Here is a 24,123-nt window from a genome sequence, read left to right on the forward strand (position 1 = left end):
GTAAAAGAAAACATCTGTTTGCATTTTTGGTGAAAATCATCAAGAATAAGGCAAAACACGGTTATGATTAGACAAAGGGGGAGCATGAATGGTCGACAAAATCGACTTGTCTGCGGAAGCGTCCGGCACTCAAAACGGAGCTTTGGAATATGGCGCGGACGACATTCAAGTGCTCGAAGGGCTTGTGGCAGTTCGCAAACGGCCGGGCATGTATATTGGGAGCACCAGTTCTTCGGGGCTGCATCATTTGGTATGGGAAATTGTAGACAACGCGGTGGATGAACATCTCGCCAAGTTTTGCTCTCGCATTGATATCACAATGCATAAGGACGGTTCCGTTACGGTAACAGACAACGGGCGCGGTATTCCGACCGGAATGCACAAAACGGGAATTCCCACGCCTCAGGTTGTATTCACCATTTTGCACGCCGGAGGTAAGTTTGGCGGTTCGGGATATAAAAAGTCCGGAGGTCTGCACGGTGTGGGTGCGTCTGTAACGAACGCTCTTTCGGAATGGCTTGAAGTGGAAATTTACCGAGACGGCAAGATTCACCGTCAGCGGTTTGAATATTGGCAGGACAAGAAGGGCGTGGAGCATGTCGGGGAACCGACCACAGGCCTTGAAGTGCTGGGCAATACCAACAAGACGGGCACTAAAATTACATTTAAACCAGATATTCGCGTTTTCCAGGCAGGCATTCACTTTAACTACGATACGCTGGCTGAGCGTCTACAGGAAATTGCTTTTCTGAATTCAGGACTTCGTATTCAGCTTAAAGATGAACGCAGCGGAAAGTCAGATGAATACTATTATGAGGGTGGAGCAAGCCAGTTTGTCGCTTTTCTGAATGAGGGCAAGGATGTACTGCATGATGTTATTCACTTTAATGCTGAAAAAGAAGACATTGAAGTGGAAATTGCCATTCAGTATAATGCGGGTTATACAGAGACGATTGCTTCGTTTGTTAACTCTATTCCGACGCGAGGCGGGGGTACCCACGAGACAGGATTCAAAACCGCTTACACTCGGGTCATGAATGACTATGCGCGCCGGACAGTAATGTTGAAGGAAAAGGATAAAAACCTGGAGGGCAATGATCTGCGTGAGGGTATGATGGCTGTAATCAGTGTCAAGATGGCTGAGGTTGAATTTGTCGGTCAGACAAAGGATCAACTGGGCAGCGCTTCGGCACGGAGTACAGTGGATGCCATTGTATCTGAGCAGATGCAGCGTTTTCTGGAAGAGAATCCGCAGATAGCGCAAACCTTGATCAAGAAGGCCATTCAGGCATCCAGAGCGCGTGAAGCTGCACGTAAGGCGCGGGACGAAATGCGTTCGGGTAAAAAGCGCAGTGAAAGCTCAAATTTGAATGGTAAGTTGTCGCCTGCGCAGTCCAAGGATTTTACACGCAATGAATTGTTTATCGTGGAAGGTGACTCAGCCGGGGGCTCGGCCAAACAGGGACGGGATTCCAAAATTCAGGCCATTTTACCGTTAAAGGGCAAGCCGATGAATCCCGAAAAATCCAAGCTGGCAGAAATCATGAAAAATGATGAGTACCGTGCTATTACAGCAGCGATTGGTGCGGGGGTAGGAACCGAGTTTTCACTCGAAGACAGCAATTATTCCAAAATCATCATTATGACCGATGCAGATACGGATGGTGCACATATTCAAGTTTTGCTTTTGACGTTCTTTTATCGGTATATGAAAGAGCTGATTGATGCAGGACGCATATTTATTGCTCAACCGCCATTGTATAAAATAACGCGCAAGTCGGGTAAGCTCGAAACAGTACGCTATGCCTGGACTGATGAGCAGCTTGAAAATTACTTAAAAGAATTTGGACGGAATTTTGAGCTTCAACGCTATAAAGGACTCGGAGAGATGAACCCTGATCAGTTATGGGAAACGACAATGAATCCCGAGTCACGCACCCTGTTGCGCGTTCAGATTGAGGATGCTGCCAAGGCTGAACGCCGTGTGTCCACATTGATGGGCGACAAGGTAGATCCACGCAAACGCTGGATTGTGGAAAACGTGGATTTCACGGAATACGTAGAGTAGTGCTATTAAATGAGGTGTAGACATGAGCTTATCGGAGCAATTTTTGCCAGCTTTTCTGGAGGAAGTGGTCGGTGACCGCTTTGGCCGATATTCCAAATATATTATTCAGGACCGGGCGATACCCGACGTACGAGACGGATTAAAACCCGTACAACGTCGGATTCTTTATGCGATGTATGATTCGGGTAATACGCCGGATAAAGCATATCGTAAATCCGCCAAAACCGTTGGGGACGTTATGGGTAATTACCATCCTCACGGTGATTCATCTATTTACGATGGAATGGTACGTATGGCGCAACCTTGGAAAATGAGCCACGTACTGGTGGACGGTCATGGCAACTGGGGTTCCCAGGACGACGATCCGGCGGCAGCTATGCGGTACACGGAGGCACGCTTGTCTCCGATTGCAATGGAAATGCTGCGTGATATCGAAAAACGTACGGTTTTGTTCAAGGATAATTTTGATAACTCGGCAAAGGAACCCGTTGTACTGCCGTCCCGTTATCCAAATCTGTTGGTGAATGGCTCCAGCGGGATCTCCGCGGGATTTGCGACAGAAATTCCAACGCATAGTTTGCGCGAGGTGATTGACGCCACCATCGCAGTGATGGAAAAGCCAGAGATCGAACTGGAAGAGATTATGACCTTTATTAAAGGCCCGGATTTCCCGACTGGCGGACTCATTATGGGTGGCGAAGGCATCAAGGAAGCTTACAGGACAGGCAAAGGACGTATTTATATCCGTTCCAAAACGGAAATTCAGTCTTTGCGTGGAGGTAAGCAGCAACTGGTCATTACAGAGATTCCTTACCAGATTGTTAAGTCCAGACTCGTAACCGCAATGGAAAATATTCGTCTGGAGAAAAAGGTAGAAGGAATTGCCGAGGTTCGTGACGAGAGTGGACGAAACGGCTTGCGTATTGTTGTGGAGTTGAAGAAGGAAGCTGATGCGGAAGGAATTTTGGCATATCTGCTGAAAAAAACCGATCTCCAGGTAGCTTATAACTTTAATATGGTTGCTATTGTGAACAAAGCGCCACACCAGCTTGGATTAAAGTCCATTTTGGAAGCGTATATCAATCATCAACGCGAAGTTGTCACAAACCGCATCCAGTTTGAACTGGAAAAGGCGGAGGATCGCGCCCATGTACTGGAAGGTTTGGTCAAGGCGCTGAACATTCTGGATGAGGTCATCGCGGCTATTAAAGCTTCTAAAAACCGCCAGGATGCACAAAATAATTTGCAATGGATGTTTGGCTTTAGTGAACGTCAGGCGGATTCTATCTTGACTCTGCAATTATACCGTCTTACGAATCTGGAAATTACCACCCTCGAAAAAGAGCTGGGTGACATTCAGAAAAAGATCACCCAATACCGTTCCATTCTAGAAAGTGACCGCAAGCTGGTCAGTCTGATCCGCAAGGAACTGCTGGAAATTCGTGAAAAGTACGGCATTGATCGTCGTTCGGAAATACAGGGTGAGGTAGAAGAGATTAAGGTAAATCTCGAGGTCATGGTTGCGGCAGAGGATGTGTTGCTGACCCTCTCTAAAGATGGCTATGTGAAACGTACAAGTATGCTGTCGTTCACTCGTTCCGGCGGGGATCGTTCAAGTTCCGGTGTTAAAGAAGGGGATTACATCACCCAATTCCTTGATGTGAATACACTGGATGTGCTGCTCGTCTTTACCCAGCGCGGACAATACTTTTTGCTGCCTGTGCATCAGGTACCAGAGTATAAGTGGAAAGAGCCGGGCACTCCGATTGTCAATGTCATTTCGCTATCCAAGGAAGATCGTATCGTGAGCGTTATTCCGATCAAAAACATCGAGGAAATCGGTCAAAGTCTGGTATTTGTCACAAAGAAAGGGCAAGTCAAGCGGACAGAATTGAAAGAATATGCTACAAAACGTTCCAGTGCCGTAGCAGCCTGCAAGGTAGCAGGAGACGATGAGATACTATCAGTCACGTTGAGCGATAGTACCAAAGATATTATGCTGATCACCCGTGCGGGAATGAGCATTCGTTTCAAGGAGCAAGAGGTTAATGCGATGGGCCGCGTCTCGGCTGGTGTCAAAGGTATACAACTGGCGGAAGGCGATGAAATTGTCGCAGCGCTGTGGGTGGAAGAGGATGAAGGAGAGGTGCTGGTGCTGACCGAGTCCGGTTACGGCAAGCGTACGCTTCTGCTGGATTACCCTTCTCAGGGAAGAGGCGGTAAAGGTATCGCTACTTTCGAATTCAAGGAAGGCAAGCGGGTACGTTCGAATGGATCTCACATCGTAGCTGCCTTCTATTGCCGTGAAGCTATTCAGTTGCAGGTCATCACTGCCGAAGGACAAATGCTGTCGTTCCTTTCTGAAAAAGCTCCGCTAGCTGACCGCAAGGATACAGGGAAACTGCTGGCTCCTGTGGAAAAGAAAGACGAAATTGTGAATGTGCTGCCGCATAGTGAGCCGCAGACTTCACAGTCAGTAGAATAATGGTAAAGTCAAGCGCTTATTAGCTCGAAAAACAGAGGTCCTCACGTGCCAATCCAGCACGAATGAGGACCTTTTTGCCGTCATGCTGTCGAACCTTGAAAAGCCTCCAAAACCGGAGTGAGACTTCCTTCCCCTTTTCAATGGATGCCCCAAAAACAGCAGGAAACCAGGGGGAAATGGCGAAAATTTAATGTGATGAAATACAATCCGGACGGTGGCCGATACGGTAACTTTGTTTTTTTACCGATCCTGTTATTCAAAGGAGTGAGGCAAAATGCAAACGACCGAATTTGCGAAAATCTGGTCCAGAATGGCTAAGGATTACAAGGTTCATATGGAGCAGCAGTTGGCTCCATCACTAACTGAGGCTCAACTCACGGTGCTGGAGGTTCTGAACGAATACGGCCGCATGAAGCCGTCTCAATTGATCCCGTATCTCGCCACCACCCCTGCAGCGGTTACGATGCTGCTGGATCGGATGGAGCGGAATCGACTGGTCACCCGTTTCAGAGACGTAAAGGACCGCAGAATTGTATGGATTGTCATCTCAGATCAAGGCAGAGAAGAGGCGGAACGCGGTTTGCAGATCCGGGATGATTTTTTGGGCTCCGCACTAAACCGGATTTCTCAGCATAATCAAAATTTGCTTGTCTATTTGTTGGGTAAAATCACAACAAAGACAAAAACTTCAGTATCGACAAGTGAATCAGCGGCAGAAAAGGAACAATTAGAGCAAGCAGAGTAACACACATCCCTAATAGCAATTACGATCGCGCGGATAGATGTGCCCGTCAGGGCATTCCTACCCGCGTTTTTTATACTATAAACAAGGGGTCGTTGGGTTAAAGTTGACATATACATAAAAAGTGATAATATTAGTTATGACTTAATAACATTTTGTATACGAATAGTTGCTTGATTATGTATATGAAATGTGAAGTGGTAAAGGGAAGAAGGATGGTTCCAATGGGTGACAGAGAAAAAGAAAGACTTGAGGTGTACCGGATTATTCAGTCGGTAAGGGAGGTTAACAAAACGATATTTTACGCTTTCTGGAATGAAGAACGGCATTGGGATCTGACAGCCATTCAGCATTTGGTATTGTCAATTTTGAATAAACGGCCCAGCATTGGGTTATCCGAGCTGGCAGACATCGCCCGAATGGGATCCAGCTCCATGAGCGGAGTGATTGATCGTCTGGCGAAGGCCGGGTATGTCGTTCGTGCACGAGATGAGCAGGATCGCAGATCATTGGTGCTGTCCCTGACGCCCGCAGGAAAAGATATCATGCAAAAAGTGGATGCGATGTGGATGGAACGCATCCTGCCTATTTTGGACATTCCGAAGGAGCAGTTGGACATGGTTTTGGATGTCCACAAGCAAATGATTATGAAACTGACATCGAAAGGAATGAATCAACTTGAGTAGTCCTCAAAATAATCTATCAGGTAACGTACGCAGGGCACCGATTGTGGCCGCTCTGTTGATTGGTGCGTTTGTTGCCATTTTAAATCAGACATTAATTAGTGTGGCTCTACCAAAAATGATGAACGATCTGAATGTAGATGCCAACGTGGCTCAGTGGCTTAGCACGGGTTTTATGCTCGTGAACGGAGTGTTGATCCCGGTGACCGCATTTTTGATTGCCCGTTTCTCCACTCGCAAATTGTTTATTAGCGCGATGATTATTTTTTCATTGGGTACGCTGTTATGTGCTATAGCACCGAGCTTTAGCATTCTGCTGATCGGACGGCTTATTCAGGCCGCGGGTGCAGGTATTATGATGCCTTTAATGATGGTCGTTATCTTGAACATCTTTCCGATAGAACGTCGTGGTCGGGCGATGGGCACACTCGGGATTGCGATGGGCTTTGCTCCAGCCATTGGACCAACCCTATCAGGTTATATTGTTCAAAATCATGATTGGCGGGTATTGTTCTGGATCATTCTGCCGATTTCTATCATTTCAGTTATAATTGGGGCTATTTTTCTGAAAAATGTAACGGAGCAGTCTAAGCCTAAGCTGGATATTCCGAGCATCATTTTATCCACACTCGGATTCGGCGGATTGTTATATGGCTTTAGTGATGCGGGAACATCAGGCTGGGGAAGTGTTCCGGTTCTGTCTACACTTATTGTCGGGACGATTGCGCTTATTCTGTTTATTGTCCGCCAGCTGAAGGTCGATGAACCGATGCTGGAGTTCCGTATCTTCAAATACGATGTGTATAGCTTGACGACGATTATTAATGTCATTGTGACGATGGCTTTGTACGCCGGTATGATATTGCTGCCGATTTATTTGCAAAATATTCGCGGTTTTTCGCCGCTCCAGTCCGGTATGCTCATGTTACCGGGAGCCATTCTGATGGGGATTATGTCTCCGGTAACGGGAGTAATTTTTGACCGAGTCGGAGCGCGCTGGTTGTCTGTAATCGGTTTGTTGATTATGGTTGTGACGACTTGGGAGTTTACACGGTTGACCGAATCAACCACCTATATGACGTTGTTAATTAATTACACGGTACGGATGTTGGGGATGTCATTGCTGATGATGCCGATCCAAACAGCCGGGTTGAATCAGCTTCCGCAACGATTAAATGCGCATGGTACGGCGATGAGTAACACACTCCGTATGATTTCCGGCTCCATAGGGACGGCAATTCTGGTGACGGTGATGTCGACTATGAGCAGCAACCGTCTGACAACGATTATTACATCCGAAGGACTCAACGTTACAAACAAGGCGGAGATGCTGGCTGCAGGCAACCAGGCTACGATTTATGGTATTAACTCGGCCTTTATCATTGCAACTCTGCTGAGTGTGACAGCTCTGATTTTAGCGTTTTTCATTAAAAACACGAATGCTCAAAACGCTCAACCACGCCAGCAGCTGGTAAACAGCAAGCAGGGGCAAACCGTGGCTTCCTCGTCATAAGGCTGGGGGATACTTAAAATTTTTTGCACAAAAGAACCCGCAATGCATGTTTGTTGATACATGCATTGCGGGTTCTTTTTGCGTTTTGATTGACACTGTTGAAAACTAAATGGGACAGGGTTTGGCTGTTCATTTTCCGGTCATAATCATGCTCTCATAAAGCGACACAGGCCACTCGCTCCACGGAAATTGGGCGGGAGGCAACGAGTGAAAGCTCATATCCTCCTTGCTGACTGGATGCGGTGCCCCGGCAAGCAAGGACCAGAGTGCAAGCTGCTGACCGGGACGGCTCAGGCTGCCGCCATATTTTTGATCCCCGTAGAGAGGACAGCCGATTGCCTGCATCTGCACACGAATCTGGTGCGAACGTCCGGTATGCAGTTTAATCTGCACCAGACTGAGTCCATCTACTTGCCCAAGCACGCGATACTCCAAAATAGCTTCCTTGGCGCCAGCCATGCCGGGACGGACAGCCTGAACGGTGTTCGTGCGGCTATCCTTTAGCAGGTAATGGGTCAGACGACCTTGCGGAGCTGCGGGAACACCATTCAGGACCGCTGTATACATTTTGCGAAAATGGCGGCCTCGAACCGACTCTGACAGCCGAGAAGCAGCTTTGGACGTCTTGGCAAAGATCATGGCTCCGCCTACAGGGCGGTCCAGTCTATGAACCAGACCCAAAAAGACGTTGCCAGGCTTATTGTGTCTGATTTTAAGGTCTTCCTTCAGTAACGACAGCAGATCAGGATCTCCGCTGGCATCCTCTTGTGTCGGAACATTGACGGGCTTTACAACCGCCAAAACATGATTGTCCTCATATAAAACAGGAATGTTCGGCTCTGCAGGCCCCTGTCGGGTAAGTTCATCTGGAGTCATAAGAGGAATTAAGCCTCCCAGCGTCCGAGAATACCGCAAGGTAAATTCAATCCCGAGCGCGTGATCGGTAAGCCGATTTCACCAGCGCTAATTTGCCCACCGTATTTTTGTTGCATGGTCATGCTCAGCATATTATGCAGTACGGTAGGTGAAATACCAGTGGTATAGGAGTTGATCAGCACAAACAACGGTTGATCCGAGATGATGCTCATGCAGGATTCCAGAAACGGATACAGGCTTTCTTCAAGCTTCCATGTTTCTCCGTTCGGTCCGCGTCCGTAAGAAGGAGGGTCCATAATAATCGCATCATAACGGTTGCCTCTGCGCTGTTCACGTTGCACGAACTTAAACACGTCGTCTGTAATAAAGCGTACCGGACGGTCGGCTAGACCGGACAAATGCACGTTCTCCTTCGCCCACTGTACCATGCCTTTGGCAGCATCCACATGAACTACGCTGGCCCCGGCATATGCTGCGGCCGTAGTGGCTCCACCTGTGTAGGCAAACAGGTTCAGTACAGAAATCGGTCTGCCTGCACCTTTGATTTTATCCATCATCCAGCTCCAGTTCGCTGCCTGCTCCGGAAAAAGACCGGTATGCTTGAAGCTGGTCGGTTTGATGTGGAATTTAAGCGGTCCGTAGCTGATCGTCCAGCGATCGGGAATAGGCTTCTTCATATCCCATTGGCCGCCCCCGGAAGAACTGCGGTGGTAATGCCCATGAACATTACGCCATTCAGCTGTTTCCTGGGTCAAAGGCCATATGATTTGCGGATCAGGACGACGCAGGACAATATCGCCCCAGCGCTCCAGTTTTTCGCCACCGCCTGTATCCATAACTTCATAGTCTTTCCATCCTTGTGCTACATACATGTACAATCCATCCTTCAGCAGTCAATTCAGGATTCCGGCAGCACGCTGCACAAAATCCCCATATGGAATCTATTGTACAACAAACCTTAATAACAATCGAATGATTCCACCAAAGTAGCAGGAAGGAGAACAGAGCAAAAATATTTTTTTCAGATGTACTTGTAATTAGAGCGCTTCCATATTAAAATGAAATCAATCCCACTTGTACGTACAACTTTCCGTTTTTCAGCACAATAATGAAAAACGGAATAGATTGTACGTACATAATATTTCTATTTATTATATAGCTGCAATTATACTTATTTCCTGACAGGAGGAATTTTGAATTATGAAACCGTTTAAATTTTGGTTTGCTACAGGAAGTCAGCATTTGTATGGACCTGAAACACTTGATCAGGTTCAAGAGCATTCCCGCAAAATTGTAGAAGGATTGAACCGTAGCGGTCATCTGCCGTTTGAAGTTGTATTGAAACCTGTACTGACGAATTCCGACGCTATCCGTCGTTTGATTATTGATGCCAATGGGGATGATCTGTGTGCAGGGATTATTACCTGGATGCATACGTTTTCTCCAGCAAAGATGTGGATTGCCGGCTTGACGCGTTTGGCAAAGCCTTTGCTGCATCTACACACTCAATTTAACCGTGACATCCCTTGGGATAGCATCGATATGGATTTTATGAACCTGAACCAATCCGCACATGGTGACCGCGAATTTGGCTTTATCGGTGCCCGTTTGGGTGTAACCCGCAAAGTCGTTGTTGGTTATTGGGAGGAAGAAGGAGTTCAAAAACGTATTGGCAGCTGGATGTCTACCGCAGCCGCTTATAGTGAAAGCCAAGACCTCAAAGTAGCACGTTTTGGTGATAATATGCGTGAGGTGTCCGTTACTGAAGGCAACAAAGTAACCGCTCAAGCCCAATTAGGCTGGTCGATCAACGGCTATGGCGTGGGTGATTTGGTTGAAATCGTTAATAACGTGACTGAAGGCGAAATTAGCGCCTTGTTCGAAGAATATAATGAGCTGTATGAATTATCTGCAGCAGCGAAGCAGCCGGGAGCGGTTCGTGATTCCATTCTGGAACAGGCTCGTATTGAATTAGGCATGAAGAAGTTTTTGGAGGATGGGGGCTTCGGAGCTTTTACAACAACGTTCGAAGATCTGCATGGACTGAAGCAGTTGCCTGGTTTGGCTGTTCAGCGTTTGATGGCTCAAGGCTATGGCTTTGGCGGTGAGGGTGACTGGAAAACAGCAGCATTGACACGCCTGATGAAGCTGATGGCTAATAATGTGGATACTTCCTTTATGGAAGACTACACCTACCATCTGGAGCCGGGCAATGAGCTGATTATGGGATCACATATGCTAGAGGTGTGTCCTACCATTGCTGTAAACAAACCGCGTATTGATGTTCAACCGTTGGGGATTGGCGGTAAAGCCGACCCGGCTCGTCTTATTTTTGAAGGTAAACCGGGTAATGCACTTGTGGCGTCCATCATTGAATTGAAAGGCCGCTTCCGCCTGATCATTAACCAAATTCAGGCTGTAGAAAATAAAAATAAAATGCCTAAGCTGCCTGTAGCCAGCGTTTTGTGGAAACCAGAGCCTTCGCTCGAAGTATCCGCAGAAGCATGGATTCATGCGGGTGGGGCACATCATACGGTATTGTCCTATGCTGTTACCACCGAGCAATTGCTGGATTACGCTGAACTGACGGGCATAGAAGCTGTTGTTATTGATAACAATACGAATATTCGCCAGTTCCGTCAGGAACTGCAATGGAATGAACTATACTGGCGTAACAAATAAGTGAAAACGATAAATAAGCAAGCTCCTTATAAAACCTGCTTATTCATAGATTTGATCAGCGAACAGCCGCATGTGATGCGGCTGTTTTGCGTATGTTTTACTATGGATAAGACGCTTTTCTGAAATTAATATTTGACAATGAGAATCATTATCAAATATTATTTGGATATTAGGGAATGAAAGCATCCCATATTTCAAATAAAGGTGAGGGATGAACTTGGGTAAAATTTTGATTGCTTATGCCAGTTTGACAGGTAATACTGAGGAAATTGCGGAATTGATTGCCGAGGGCGTTCGCCAAGCGGGTCATGAGGCAGAATTAAAGGCTTCGTATGATTGCAACGCGCAGGAACTGCTCGATTATGATGGTTTCTTGCTGGGTGTATATACTTGGGGAGATGGTGAGCTTCCTGATGAATTTTTAGATTTTTATGAGGAAATGGACGAACTTGATCTGTCAGGCAAAAAGACGGCTGTATTTGGCAGTGGAGATACTTCTTATGAGCAATTCTGTGGTGCGGTTGATTTGGTGGAAGAAAAAGTTAAAGAACGCGGGGCTTCAGTGATTCAGGAGAGCCTGAAGATTGAATTCAACCCATTGGATGATGACAAGGAAAATTGCCGGGCTTATGGAAGACAATTTGCACAGGCGGGTATTGGAGTGTCCTGAGATGAGAGTGAGGGATAGGTATGCGCAATAGCGATAGCTTAAGCGGTTATCCTCTTCTGCACGACTATCAGCTTGAGGAGATGTGGAGAACGCCGCAGCCAATCCATCCGTCACAGGCAAAACGCGGGCGTGAGGGCTGGAATTGGCGGCAACGGGTTCAATATGCGGTAGGCCATGCGCTGAACGAATACTTTGGAATGGAAGTAGAGGTGCGGCGGGAAGTACCCGTCCAGTATGTGCTGGAGAAGTGGTGGCCCAAGCAGCCAAACGGCTTTGAATCGTTGTTCCACTATTGGGACATCAAAAATAAAGTGTCAGGTGAGTTGTCTAAAATATGTGCCTTAAACAAGGACCTGCTCACGCCAGTGATGCTGTATGAACAATTTTGCACGTCGGTTCCTGAACTCAAGGTCGATATTTCGCTTATTGTTCAGGCTGCCTGGCAGCTATCAGCTGGAGCCGATTCCTTACTGATTCAAAAGTATATCGTGGACTATAATCCTAATGTTATTTTTACATTTCAGCATTTGACGAATGTATTCTGTCATTATGCATTTGGAGCTCTCCCACAGCTTATTGAGGTCTATTGTTTGCTGGAAGGCAAGAAGATTCGCTTTATGCCGGGGCCTGCCTCTTTGCAGCAATCATTGGATTACGTACAGCTTTTGCGGGATTCCAGAGACGATGTGCATAGGAGAACTGAACGCTGCCGTTGTGGGAATTGCATAGGACAGCAACTATCCCAGGATAACGGAACGGATAAGAACAAAAAAAAGGAGCAGGAGGCCAAAAATCGTAAATCAAACTATTCCATTTCATGAAGGGCCTTGGAAACAAGGTTCTTTTTTGTGAAAAAAAATATGAAAAAAATGAAAATTTGTATTGCCTGAATAGATAAATATATCTATAATATTTCAATGTACGATATTTATATGAAAATATTTAAATATGAAGAAGACGATTTGTGGAGCATGGATCAGCTTGTCCAGTACATAAAATCAGTCCTGTCTTTTGCATGGTATGTAGCTATGCGTTTATTTACGTTCTAAGTTTGGTTTAATGGCCTAATATTTCAATTTTAAAATATTAGCGTTGAATAATAAAAAATTTTTTGGACAACAGGGGTGGAGCAAGTGAGTAAAAAAACTGTATTGCCGATTCTCATCGTACTGCTTATTCTTAGCGGTGGGACTATTGGCTACTATTATTGGTATCAGGCAACACACTTTGTTAAAAGTGACGATGCGCGCATTCAAGCCGATCAGTATAAGGTGATGCCGCAAATCTCCGGAGAGATTAGCCACATTGACGTGGAAGAAGGCGATGTACTGCAGCGCGATGAACCGATTGCCGAGCAGGATGTATCCGGACTGGATGCAAGTATGATCAGCAAGTCTGTACTGCGTGCGCCAATCAGCGGAACTGTTATTAAGATTTATTCGAAGGAGCATGAAATCGGAACACCGGGTAGTGCTGTAGCGACTATGGTTGACATGAACAGCCTGTATGTGTCCACGAATATTGAAGAAACCGATATTAACCGTATTAAACCAGGGCAGCTTGTTGACATTACGCTTGATGCAGCAGGTGACCAAGTCATTCAAGGTAAGGTTCGTAAAGTGGGCGAGGCTTCAAATGCAGTGTTTTCGCTCGTTCCTGCTGTGAACACAAGTGGTAACTTTAATAAGGTGACTCAACGTGTGCCTGTAGAAATTGCCGTGAACAAGCCGAAGGATTTGAAGCTCATTCCTGGAACGAACGTGGAAGTAAAAATTCATACATCTTAAAAAGGAGGGGTCCATGTGGCTGCCAATGAAACTGCTGCTGCTCCTTCGACAGATTCTACCAAAGAACGCTGGCTTGCCTTTTTTGCTATCGTTTTAGGCGCCTTTGTCGCCATTCTGAACAACAGTCTGATCAATGTCGCCATTCCCCGATTGACGACGGATTTAGGATCAACGACGACACGTATTCAGTGGGTTATTACAGGTTACACGCTTGCATCCGGCGTAATCGTCCCGATTACCGGATATATGGAGCAGCGTATCGGATACAAAAAGTTTTTGATTCTTGCCCTCAGCGTGTTCTCACTGGGAACAGGAATATGTATTTTTGCATGGAGTGATTCTTCTCTGATCGCGGCGCGTGTGCTGGCTGGTCTGGGAGGCGGTGTCATTATGCCGCTGAGTATGACGATTATTTACAAAATCATGCCGCGTGAACAAATTGGGATGTCCCTTGGTATATGGGGGATTGCAGCAATGGCGGCACCGGCTGTAGGACCTACGCTGAGCGGCTACTTAATTGAATGGTTTAACTGGCGTTTCTTGTTTATTGTCAGTCTGCCTGTTGCTTTATTTGCCATTTTAATGGTCGTCCTCCTCATCAAAGAGCCGCCTAAAATAAAGCCGAAGCCGTTTGATCTACCGGGCTTTTTGCTGGCTGCAACTTGCGCTGGAACACTTTTGTACGCATTGACAAACGGTCAGCGTGATGGCTGGACTTCTTTTGGAATTGTATCCCTGCTGTTTATTTCTTTCTGGGCACTTGTTTTTCTCATCTATGTAGAAAGCGGCAAGGATAATGCTGTAATTGAAATTTCATTATTCAAGAATTCAAAATATACGATTAGTGTTATTGCATCCAGTCTGGTCATGATGGGGATGTACGGAGGAACGTTCTTAACACCGTTGTTTTTGCAAAATATTCAGCGCGTGTCACCGATTGATACCGGTATTATCCTCATTCCACAGGCCATTGCCATGGCGGCAATGATGCCTATTGCCGGGAAGCTGTTCGATAAGTTCGGCATTGTGCCTTTGGGACTTGTGGGCCTGACGCTAACCAGCTTTATGACGTATCACCTTCATCAGCTTACGCCAGATACCTCGCATGCCTGGCTGGAAACGGTAATGGCGTTACGGGGGCTGGGAATTGGTATCTGTATGATGCCATTATCCACGGTCGGTATGAACGCTGTTCATCCGAGCAAGGTAGCCAATGCATCTACAGCATCCAATCTGGTACGTACCGTGGCTGCATCTATGGCGATTGCAGTGCTGACTGCGATTATGCAAAGTCGTTCGGCAGCCCATGCCCAACAAATTTCCGAGTCTATTACACAAGACTCGGCTCATACGCTACAAGCGACACTGGGCAGCTCATGGATGTCATCCATAAGCAGTTTAATCACACTGGATGCTACATCAAGAGGAATTGGGGATACGTTCCTCATTTCATCCATACCGCTGTTTTGCACGATTCCACTCATCTTTTTGTTTATTCAGAGGAAGAAAGCAAAGACACAGCCGGAAGCTTAATAAAGAGAAGTACAAAAATATCGACTGGATGGCTTACATTATTTCTACGGACAGAAAGAAAGGGAATTATCATGAAAATATTGAGAGTAGAGAGTACATTAGCGGCTTTGGTCCTCGGCGGCGCAGTGTTGGCAGGCTGCTCCAGTAATAGCGGAGCTGCGCAGGACATGGTTGTTCCGGTTAAGATCAGCCAAGCACAGCAGGGTATCATCGGACAGGGGAACATCTATACAGGTACTGTCACACCTTCGGAGACGGTAAATATCGTGCCTAAAGTAGGCGGTAAAGTGGTTGAACTGCCTGTAGATATTGGCTCGGAGGTCAAAAAAGGTCAAGTGTTGTTCAAACTTGATGATAAGGATATGCGCAACAATGTTGCGAAAGCCCGTGCAGCAGCAGCAGCAGCGGCTGCCGGGGTAAGCAGTGCTCAAGCATCCCATGAATCGTCCTTGGTTCAAGCCAACTCTGGCGTGGTACAGTCCAAGAGTGGTGTGATTCAATCCCAAAGCGCAATCAATCAGGCACAGGGCGCTATTAATCAGGCCACTACAGCAGTAGAACAGGCGACACATGGCGTCTCTTCAGCAGCCAATACAGTGAAACAAACAGGGCAAGCTTTGGCAGATGCTCAGAAAAATGTGACACGTACACAAAGCCTGTTTGATGCAGGTGCAAGCACCCAATCTCAATTAGAACAAGCAAAAACAGCTGTCGTGAACGCGGAAGCAGCCTACAAAAATGCACAAAATGCACAAGCTAATGCTCAAGATCAGCTGGTAGCTGCTCAAAAGGCACTCACTACAGCACGCAACAGCTATGATACAGCAAAAAATAGCTACAGTAATGCCAACAGCGGCTACAGCAATGCGCAAAATCAGCTTAAGGTATCGCAAAATACTGCGGTCATTGAGTCTAGCGAGCAATCTCTCAAACAGGCTCAGCTGAATGTCAATATTGCGCAAGATGCACTGAACGATACTGTAATTACATCACCGATCAACGGTATTGTAGGTACAAAAAATGCAGAAGTAGGCGAAATGGTATCCGCTCAGGCTCCTGCGCTGGTCATTGCCAATCTGAGTACAGTCAATACACTGATTTATGTTCCAGCTGAACAGATTAACAATGTTAAAGTGGGTGACAAGGTACAGGTTCGTGTAGCAGCATCCAATATTGTGACAACAGGTACCGTTAAAAATGTCAGTCCGTTGGACGCCAGCGGCAAAGGCTATCCTGTAAAAATCTCAGTAGCGAACCCGGATATGAAACTGAAATCCGGCATGCTGGCTGATATCAGCTTCGTCGCTGCCAACGCGCAGGAAGGTATTGTCATCCCTACCGCAGCAGTTCAAAAGGATCAAGGTAAAGAATATGTATATGTTGTAAACGGAGACCATGCAAAACGCAAGGAAGTGAAAACCGTTCAAACGACAGGCTCACAAACACTGATTACCAGTGGCTTGAGCAATGATGAGAATGTAATTGTGAATAACCTGGCGTTGCTGTCCGACAATTCACCAATTACAATCAGTCAATAAATTAGTTCTGAATCTAAGTTTTGTTTTTCGTACTATATATTCGTGTTTTATTAACAGTAGAGATTTATGACGAAGTACATGAGCAGGACAGACCGCAGCAGCTTATCGGTCTGTTCTATTTTTGTTCCATCACGCATATTTTACATAGGATTAATGTCGGAAAGAGGCTATTTTTGACGAACATTGGTATGATAGGATAGACTAAATTGGAAATAGATAGTCTACTAGATGGGATTTATTACATTCTCAGATGAGCGATCGGAGGAATTGTAAAAATGGAAGTGAAATTAGTAGTTGATTTTGATGCTTATGAGGATGGACAAACGATGGCTAAATCCATTGAGGAGCTGGCAGCCAAGCCGGAGAGCGCTGAGGTTACGGAGCTAATTATTGGCGATTGGGGCGGAGCCTATGAAAATTCGCCTGAGGATTTTATCCCTGTGCTGGTGCAGCATAAAGATCAATTTCCGAAGTTGCGCAAGCTGTTTATCGGCGATATGGAATATGATGAGTGTGAGGTTTCATGGATTAATCAAACGAATCTGTCCCCGTTGTTAGAAGCGTTTCCAGCATTGGAGTCTTTTTATGTCAAAGGAAGCCAGGACCTGAGCTTGGAGCCGCTTCGTCATAGCCACCTTCAGGAATTGGTTATTATTTGCGGTGGTCTGCCGGCCAGCGTCCTTCAGCAAATATATCATGCCGAGCTGCCAGAGCTGCGCAAGCTGGAGTTGTATTTGGGTGTGGATCAATACGGTTTTGACGGTAGTTTGAAAGATGTTTTACCGTTATTGAACAATAATCCTTTTCCGAAGCTTACATACTTGGGACTAAAGGATAGCGAAATACAGGATGAAATTGCGATTGCAGCAGCTAACGCCCCAGTAATCGGACAACTGGAAGTGCTGGATCTATCTCAGGGTACGTTATCCGATAAAGGAGCAGAGGCTCTACTAGCTAGTGAAAGTATTAGGGGTCTGAAGCATCTGGATTTGAGCTATCATTATATGTCCAGTGAAATGATGCAACGTTGGAAAAGCTCTGGACTATCTGTGAACGTGGATGATCAGCAGGAAGCAGATGAGGAAGATGATTGGCGTTATCCATCATTGACCGAGTAATCTGATTGAGGTGGCTTTATGGTTGGAATATCAGACAGAAGTGCCGATGAGCCGTTTATTTTGTTCAGTAATCCGGGGAATCGTCGGACCACAGGTCTACAAGCGGCGCGCAGCAGGTTTAAGCTGTCGCCCGCGGTGGAGGTTTCCTATAGAGATGTGCTGAGAGCCATTCGGGAGAAACGCAGTCTGGGTGAGCTGATGGCTCAAATCGCTGCACAAGCTGCACCAGATCGCGTGAATGGTAGTGTGCATGTGCAACAAAGCATCGTTCAGGTACTAACGAGGCAGGCGGACATTAGTCCGCTGCTTCGTCTGGATGCTCCGGGCGAAAGCTTTGAGGTAGAGCGTGAGCTGATCGCACTTGGCGCCCCGGATGCTGAAGGGGATGATTCTCTGCTGCCATGCTCGGAATGGACACAAGGCACAGGGATTTCGGCGGCAGAGACGCGGCGTCTGCAGGAGCAGCATGGCCGTATTTGGCACCCGGCACAATGGTTCCGGGGCTATTGCCGTCTGCTGGCCTGGCTGCGGCATGAAGCGGCGCTGCTATGGCCCTTGTCACGCTGGATGAATGATCCGGCGGAAGTAGCAGTGATGTTCGATAAGCGGCGTTGCAGCGTCGTATTAGGCAAGGCGGAGATAAGGGTTCCGTCAGTGCTTTTACCGTCCGACGGAGCATTTCGTGACGCTGCCGATCTGCATACGGCCATGAAGAAGAGCAGATTTCACCGCGTATTTGTGAAAATATTTTGTGGTTCCGGTGCTTCTGGAGTGATGGCCTATCAGGTACATCCTCAGACACAGGCAGAGCTGGCGGTGACCACAATTGGAACGGAAATTGTACAAGGCCAGCGTGTATATTACAATGCCGGACGCTTGCGCCGTTATACGGATAAGCAGGACATCCATGCCATCCTGGATTGGCTGTGCATGGAAGGGGTACATGTGGAGCGCTGGATTCCCAAAGCAACCCTGAACGGGCGCGTGTATGATGTGCGCCAGCTTGTGTGTGGAGCAGAGGCTTGCCATGCGGTTTTACGTTTGAGCCGCAGCTCCATCACGAATCTGCATTTGCGTAATGAGCGACTTTTGCTGGAGGAGGCTGGCTTGTCACCAGGCACGGTGGAATTGATCCAGCATACTGCGGAAGCCGCCATGGGTGTTTTTCCGGCCTCCAGCGTCGCCGGGCTGGACGTGCTGGTTCCGGCTCATGGCGGTCGCCCCTACGTTTTGGATGTAAATCCGTTCGGTGACTTGCTGTACCGGGTGCAACATCAGGGCTGGAATCCGTATGAATGGGAAATGCTCCAGCTCACCAATAGAAGTGCGGCTTTGAAAGGAAAGACTAATGAAGACTGATATGAACCAAATTGTCGGCTCTCATGATATTGTCATGATTACGCTTGATACGCTGCGATATGATGTAGCGAAGCTGGAGGAAGAGAACTGTCCGAATTTATGCGGCTCCGGACCTTGGGAAAAACGCCATACACCCGGCAGCTTTACCTATGCCGCACATCATGCTTTTTTTGGCGGATTTTTGCCGACTCCTGCGAATACGGATAAAGCATCACACATCCGGTTGTTTCATACAAAGGACACAGGACTGCGCACGCATCCAAACACCTGGCTGTTTGATGCTCCAGATATTGTGTCCGGGCTGGAAAATGAGGGCTATCGAACCATCTGCATCGGTGGCGTTATTTTTTTTACGAAGAAAAATAAGCTGGCCAAGGTGCTTCCTGGATATTTTCAAGAAAGCTATTGGCGTATGACCTTTGGTGTTACAAATCCCCGTTCGACGGAGCATCAGGTGAATCATGCCTTGAAGCTACTGGAAAAGGCAAACCCGACACAGCGCTTGTTTTTGTTTCTGAATGTATCAGCGATCCACGGGCCTAATCATTATTTTGTTGAGGGTGCTGTTAAGGATTCAGTGGAGTCCCAACGTGCGGCCTTGCGGTATGTAGATGGGCAACTTGGACGCCTGTTTGATGCTTTACGGAAGCGGGGCAAGACGTTTTGTATGGCTTTTTCAGATCATGGCACGGCTTACGGGGAGGATGGCTACGAAGGGCATCGTCTGGCGCATGAGGTAGTGTGGAATGTACCTTATCGCGAATTTATTTTGTAAGGTTAAAGAAATATAAATTGCACTGGTAAAATGCTAAGAAATCAATCCAGCGCGAGGAGGGAGCAGAAATGAAAGCCATGAATCCGAATCATCCGCACCCAGCAGGAGCAACTACCGATACCCCCCGGGGTAAGGATGCAAGCTCGGCAGCTCCCAGGTTTTCGTGGCCTGAGAATCCTGCTGAATGGGCACGCACGATCCGTGAAGCTCCCTACCGCTCCTACTTGTACTCATATCCGCACAAAACGGCTTATCGAGCGTTTGATACACCGCTGTCATTGCGGGAGTTATGGGAGAAAGAGGAGCTGGAGAGCTACTTTTTGTATATGCATATTCCGTTCTGCGCGGCTCGCTGTGGATTTTGCAACCTGTTCACCTTGCCGGACAAGCGGCTGGATGTACATAAGGAGTATGTAGATGCACTTGAAAGACAGGCCCGGCAATGGGCGCCTATTATGGGCGAACGGCCTTTTTCGCGGTTTGCCATCGGGGGAGGTACACCGACCCTACTGGAGGCACCTTTGGTCGAACGCTTGTTTGACATCGCAGAGAATGTGATGGGACTGGAACCCAGACGGGCTTCTATTTCGGTGGAAACCTCTCCCGATACGGTGACTGAGGATCGGCTGGAGGTGCTCAAGCGCCGTGGGACAGATCGTGTCAGTATGGGAATCCAGAGCTTTGTAGAATCAGAGAGTGCAGCCATTTACCGACCTCAGAAGCCCAAGCTTGTCCGTAAAGCGCTTGAACGGCTGGTGGAATACAATTTCCCTTTGCTCAACGTAGATCTGATCTATGGACTGCCTGGTCAAACGGTCGAAACCTGGCTATATTCTCTGGAAGAAGCCCTGTCTTACTCGCCGGGAGAGATTTTTCTTTACCCGCTATATATTCGAGAAAATACGATTTTGAAGCCGGGTTATACCGGGCTGGAGCATGATATTCGTCTAAGCTTGTATGAAGCGGCACGTGAAAGACTTAAGCAGGCAGGATATATACAATATTCCATGCGCCGTTTTGCTAAAAATGAGGGTGCGTTTGACAAGGAGCTTTTGCCATATAGCTGTCAGGAGGAAGGCATGGCTGGTCTGGGTTGTGGTGCACGCTCTTATACGCGTAATGTACACTATGCGAGTCGGTACGGTGTTAGCGCCGCAGCCACACGCAGTATTATCGCAGATTACGTTGCTGCGGAGCGTCATGATCTGGCTGACTACGGATTTATTTTAAATGCGGATGAGAGCAAACGGCGTTTTATTCTAAAAGCGCTTCTCCATCGGAAAGGCTTGAACTTATCTGCCTACGCTGAGCGCTTTGGTGTATCTCTGTCTGATGATTTTACAGGAATGTCGTTGCTGCTGGAATCGGGTATGGCGGTCGTTGAGGAGGACGCACTGCGACTCACGGAGGAAGGAATGGCCTATTCTGATGCGATTGGGGACTGGATGATCTCCACGGCTGTACGGGAACGCATGGAAGGGTATGTAGGAGCATGAGAGCAACCCTGTATTATCGTGGTTCGTTGACCTCCTGCAACTATGCTTGCCCTTACTGTCCGTTCAGCAAAAATGTGGATAGTCGGGAGACGTTGGACAAGGATCGGGCCCAGTTGGAGCGTTTTGCCGATTGGGTGCGGGAGCAGGGGGCTTTGGGACATCGACTTTCCATTTTTTTTAATCCGTATGGAGAAGCCTTGATTCATTCCTGGTATCGCAGGACCATGATTGAATTTTCTCACATGGCGCATGTGGAAAAAGTGGCAGTACAGACGAATTTATCGGCTAAGTTGGATTGGGCGAAGGAACTGAATCCGGACACTGCTGCGCTGTGGGCTACATATCACCCAGGAGAGACAAAAGAGCAAGCCTTTATATCACAGGCTATGAAGTTATATGAACTTGGTATTTCCTATAGTGTCGGTACAGTCGGATTAAGACAGGCATTTCCGGCTATTCGTTCCTTACGCTCACAACTTCCAAAGGATGTTTATATATGGATCAACGCCTACAAGGATCGACCCCATTATTATACGGATGCTGAGGTGGATGAATTGGCTGCAATCGACCCCTATTTTCAATGGAATTTGCAGGATTACAGCAGTCAGGGGCGAGCATGTCGTGCCGGAGAGGAAGTATTTTATGTTCAAGGCGATGGGCGTGTAAAGCATTGCTATCAGGATCGACGTGTAATTGGGTATCTGTACAGGGATGGTTTGGAAGGTCTGAGCGCCAAGCGCCCGTGTCGGATGAAAGAATGCGGCTGCTATATCGGCTATATCCATATGGAGGAGCAGCCTTTTCGGGAAATGTATGGTAGTGGCTTGCTCGAAAGGGTTCCGCGGGCGCAGGTAAGGTGAATTCGACCTCCCAATTGCAGATAAATACTGGAGTCCAAAGCTACAATAACGAAACGAGGGGCCAAAAAAAGAACCGATCCTTGCATTAAGCAAAGGTCGGTTCTGCTGTTTTATAACGCTTTACGACTATTCTGTGCGATATATATTTAGGTTTGGACAATAGCTGTAATTTCTTCGTCCAGGTCCAATCTGACTTGCTCCCGGTAAGCGCGAATATTGTATTCGGAATGCAGGTAACGGAGGATGGCCTCAATCATGTTCGCCTCTACCAAATACTGACTGCGGCCCTGTACATGAACTTCAGCCGTATAGCCTGTGTCCTCTTCCCAGCTTAGTTCCACAACCACATCGGTGGGCTGAACGCCCTTGCGTTCAGCCATATGCAAACAAATCGCGTTAATAATCTCATCCATACTCAAAATCATAGCTTAGTAACGGCCTCCACGGGAGTCATCAGGTCTGCGGCGATTTTTGATGGCACGGTAGATACCTACACCAACCATGATCAGGACGTATATGGCAAGAACGTTGACGGCAAGACCGAGCAAGCTACCCAGTGCACCCATGTTGCCGAACAGTCCACCAAAGAGCATACCTGCCAAGCCACCCAGCATCATACCTTTGAGGAAGCCGCCGCCACCGCCAAGGAATCCACCGGTTCTGCTTGTATTGCCTGTAGCTGCGCTAGATTTAGTTCCGCTATCAGACTTATTGATGCCGCTGCTGTCATTCGCCTTGCTTGGTGTAGATTGATAGGATTTTGGCCCGGATTTAAATCCGCCACTTCGCCTTGCATCAGCTGTAGACGGTGCAATCATAGCAATCAACAATGTAAAAGCCATCATCAGCATCATCATATTTTTCAAAGTAAATGTTTTCTTCATGTAAGTATAATCCCCCTCAGTAATTTGGTTTGATATAGGTCAAACAACCGCTTACCCGTAATACGAAATGAATGGAAAAGGGTTTCAAAGAATTTGAACTTTTTAAAATTTAAAGATGACGATACCTAAATCCTATGCCTAGATTGACTAATGTATTCAGCCTTGCGATTTAAGCGCAAACGGATTGGTGTCGGGTCTGACGTCCCCGGCAAGCAGCATGCGCAAAACCAACTGGCACCATTCTAAGCCTGCTTTGGCGTTCATAAGCCCTTTTTGCACTAAAATGTAGTCACCGAAGTTCTTACTGCCAAAATGTAAGTCTTCCGCGGGAATGCCCTCTAGTATATCTTCTAAATGCCGAATTTTCTGAATGAAATGGCGTTTGCGTTCCTCCAGCATGCGGTTGGCGCTGCTTTTGTCCGTCAACCAAAGGCAGAACAGTCGAAGGCTTAATTCATCCCGTGTGACCGGAGCAGCCACCGATTCCTGAGACCATTGCTGAAGCATATGGATTCCCTTGTCGGTGATGGTATACATTTTTTTATCAGGCTTGTCGGACTGTTGAATCCAGCGGGAGGCTAGCAGTTCCTTGCTCTCCATGCGGGCCAGCAGCGGATAAATCTGGCTGTGCTTGGCCTGCCAAAAAGGCTGGATACGCAACATCAGATCATAACCGGAGGATTCCTCTCTGGCGAGAAGTCCCAACAGACCATACGATAGTAAATTCATCAATCTTATCTCCTTCATCCATTATAGTAACGGTTGTAACATCTCTGTGGCAGATATTCTGCAGCTTCATAAAAAGTGTACACTGAAACTGTATGGTTTGACAACTTTCACACAGATCGTTCATAAGTTAGTCCTAAATAGCTCTGATCATTTGGCACGTATATATACTTTTTTTCATAAAAAAGGGTAGTTTAAGATCGTATATACGATCTTAAACTACCCTCAGATTGTCGAGAAACCCCGTCTTTTTGAGACGCGGGTTCTTTTTCTTTACATAATAATGGTCTGGTATCTGGGAGAAACGGGGTGTTACCCCTGTTTCTCC

21 protein-coding genes are annotated in these 24,123 nt (G+C 47.1%); 16 read left to right on the forward strand and 5 right to left on the reverse strand.

Annotated features, from left to right (window positions below; translation table 11 throughout):
- Positions 1–88 precede the first annotated feature (88 nt).
- The 5 genes from parE (at position 89) to LCF57_RS01680 (ending at position 7,491) form a co-directional block, all read left to right on the forward strand.
- Entirely contained in the window at positions 89–2,068 is a 1,980-nt protein-coding gene (gene parE / locus LCF57_RS01660; RefSeq protein WP_025718724.1) for a DNA topoisomerase IV subunit B, read from the forward strand.
- A 22-nt stretch (positions 2,069–2,090) separates the two neighbouring features.
- On the forward strand, positions 2,091–4,553 hold the full coding sequence (gene gyrA / locus LCF57_RS01665) for a DNA gyrase subunit A (RefSeq protein ID WP_225999161.1): 2,463 nt from the start codon (positions 2,091–2,093) through the stop codon (positions 4,551–4,553).
- A 274-nt stretch (positions 4,554–4,827) separates the two neighbouring features.
- Entirely contained in the window at positions 4,828–5,298 is a 471-nt protein-coding gene (locus LCF57_RS01670; RefSeq protein WP_225999162.1) for a MarR family winged helix-turn-helix transcriptional regulator, read from the forward strand.
- A 221-nt stretch (positions 5,299–5,519) separates the two neighbouring features.
- Complete coding sequence (locus tag LCF57_RS01675) at positions 5,520–5,981, forward strand: MarR family winged helix-turn-helix transcriptional regulator (RefSeq protein WP_225999163.1); 462 nt, start codon at positions 5,520–5,522, stop codon at positions 5,979–5,981.
- On the forward strand, positions 5,974–7,491 hold the full coding sequence (locus tag LCF57_RS01680) for a DHA2 family efflux MFS transporter permease subunit (RefSeq protein ID WP_225999164.1): 1,518 nt from the start codon (positions 5,974–5,976) through the stop codon (positions 7,489–7,491). Before LCF57_RS01675 ends, LCF57_RS01680 begins: the two co-directional genes overlap by 8 nt.
- 129 nt (positions 7,492–7,620) lie before the next feature.
- On the opposite strand, the gene LCF57_RS01685 is transcribed toward LCF57_RS01680, so the two are convergent.
- Both LCF57_RS01685 and LCF57_RS01690 read right to left on the reverse strand, forming a co-directional pair.
- The gene (locus tag LCF57_RS01685; protein WP_225999165.1) at positions 7,621–8,367 is read right to left on the reverse strand and encodes an RluA family pseudouridine synthase; all 747 of its coding nucleotides are present in this window, start codon (positions 8,365–8,367) and stop codon (positions 7,621–7,623) included.
- An 8-nt stretch (positions 8,368–8,375) separates the two neighbouring features.
- Positions 8,376–9,239: a class I SAM-dependent methyltransferase gene (locus LCF57_RS01690; protein ID WP_025718729.1), complete on the reverse strand. Its 864-nt coding sequence runs from the start codon at positions 9,237–9,239 to the stop codon at positions 8,376–8,378.
- A 328-nt stretch (positions 9,240–9,567) separates the two neighbouring features.
- Here LCF57_RS01690 and araA point away from each other — a divergent pair, with 328 nt between their 5' ends.
- The 11 genes from araA (at position 9,568) to LCF57_RS01745 (ending at position 22,185) form a co-directional block, all read left to right on the forward strand.
- The gene (gene araA / locus LCF57_RS01695; RefSeq protein ID WP_225999166.1) at positions 9,568–11,049 is read left to right on the forward strand and encodes an L-arabinose isomerase; all 1,482 of its coding nucleotides are present in this window, start codon (positions 9,568–9,570) and stop codon (positions 11,047–11,049) included.
- Positions 11,050–11,260: 211 nt separating this feature from the next.
- Positions 11,261–11,719, forward strand: coding sequence for a flavodoxin (locus LCF57_RS01700; protein WP_152381949.1), 459 nt, complete (start codon positions 11,261–11,263; stop codon positions 11,717–11,719).
- Positions 11,720–11,739: 20 nt separating this feature from the next.
- On the forward strand, positions 11,740–12,540 hold the full coding sequence (locus LCF57_RS01705; protein ID WP_225999167.1) for a hypothetical protein: 801 nt from the start codon (positions 11,740–11,742) through the stop codon (positions 12,538–12,540).
- Between the two features lie 312 nt (positions 12,541–12,852).
- Positions 12,853–13,506 carry an HlyD family secretion protein gene (locus tag LCF57_RS01710; protein WP_225999168.1) on the forward strand — a complete coding sequence of 218 codons (654 nt, stop codon included), beginning with the start codon at positions 12,853–12,855 and terminating at the stop codon, positions 13,504–13,506.
- Between the two features lie 15 nt (positions 13,507–13,521).
- Positions 13,522–15,039 carry a DHA2 family efflux MFS transporter permease subunit gene (locus tag LCF57_RS01715; protein WP_225999169.1) on the forward strand — a complete coding sequence of 506 codons (1,518 nt, stop codon included), beginning with the start codon at positions 13,522–13,524 and terminating at the stop codon, positions 15,037–15,039.
- A gap of 71 nt (positions 15,040–15,110) precedes the next feature.
- Positions 15,111–16,577, forward strand: coding sequence for an efflux RND transporter periplasmic adaptor subunit (locus tag LCF57_RS01720; protein WP_225999170.1), 1,467 nt, complete (start codon positions 15,111–15,113; stop codon positions 16,575–16,577).
- 275 nt (positions 16,578–16,852) lie between these two features.
- Positions 16,853–17,695 carry an STM4015 family protein gene (locus LCF57_RS01725; protein ID WP_225999171.1) on the forward strand — a complete coding sequence of 281 codons (843 nt, stop codon included), beginning with the start codon at positions 16,853–16,855 and terminating at the stop codon, positions 17,693–17,695.
- 18 nt (positions 17,696–17,713) lie between these two features.
- A complete protein-coding gene (locus LCF57_RS01730; RefSeq protein ID WP_225999172.1) occupies positions 17,714–19,054 on the forward strand; it encodes an STM4014 family protein in 1,341 nt (446 codons plus the stop codon).
- On the forward strand, positions 19,044–19,829 hold the full coding sequence (locus tag LCF57_RS01735) for an STM4013/SEN3800 family hydrolase (RefSeq protein WP_225999173.1): 786 nt from the start codon (positions 19,044–19,046) through the stop codon (positions 19,827–19,829). Before LCF57_RS01730 ends, LCF57_RS01735 begins: the two co-directional genes overlap by 11 nt.
- Positions 19,830–19,897: 68 nt before the next feature.
- Positions 19,898–21,325, forward strand: a complete 1,428-nt coding sequence (locus LCF57_RS01740; RefSeq protein ID WP_225999174.1) for an STM4012 family radical SAM protein — start codon at positions 19,898–19,900, stop codon at positions 21,323–21,325.
- Entirely contained in the window at positions 21,322–22,185 is an 864-nt protein-coding gene (locus tag LCF57_RS01745; RefSeq protein WP_225999175.1) for an STM4011 family radical SAM protein, read from the forward strand. Before LCF57_RS01740 ends, LCF57_RS01745 begins: the two co-directional genes overlap by 4 nt.
- 146 nt (positions 22,186–22,331) lie before the next feature.
- On the opposite strand, the gene LCF57_RS01750 is transcribed toward LCF57_RS01745, so the two are convergent.
- From LCF57_RS01750 to LCF57_RS01760, 3 genes are all read right to left on the reverse strand, one after another.
- Complete coding sequence (locus LCF57_RS01750; RefSeq protein ID WP_010345893.1) at positions 22,332–22,610, reverse strand: YxcD family protein; 279 nt, start codon at positions 22,608–22,610, stop codon at positions 22,332–22,334.
- 3 nt (positions 22,611–22,613) lie between these two features.
- A complete protein-coding gene (locus tag LCF57_RS01755) occupies positions 22,614–23,069 on the reverse strand; it encodes a hypothetical protein (protein ID WP_068499722.1) in 456 nt (151 codons plus the stop codon).
- A gap of 156 nt (positions 23,070–23,225) precedes the next feature.
- Positions 23,226–23,798: a PadR family transcriptional regulator gene (locus LCF57_RS01760; RefSeq protein ID WP_152381939.1), complete on the reverse strand. Its 573-nt coding sequence runs from the start codon at positions 23,796–23,798 to the stop codon at positions 23,226–23,228.
- Between the last annotated feature and the right edge of the window lie 325 nt (positions 23,799–24,123).

The organism is Paenibacillus sp. BJ-4 (assembly GCF_020404765.1).
Lineage (GTDB): Bacteria > Bacillota > Bacilli > Paenibacillales > Paenibacillaceae > Paenibacillus.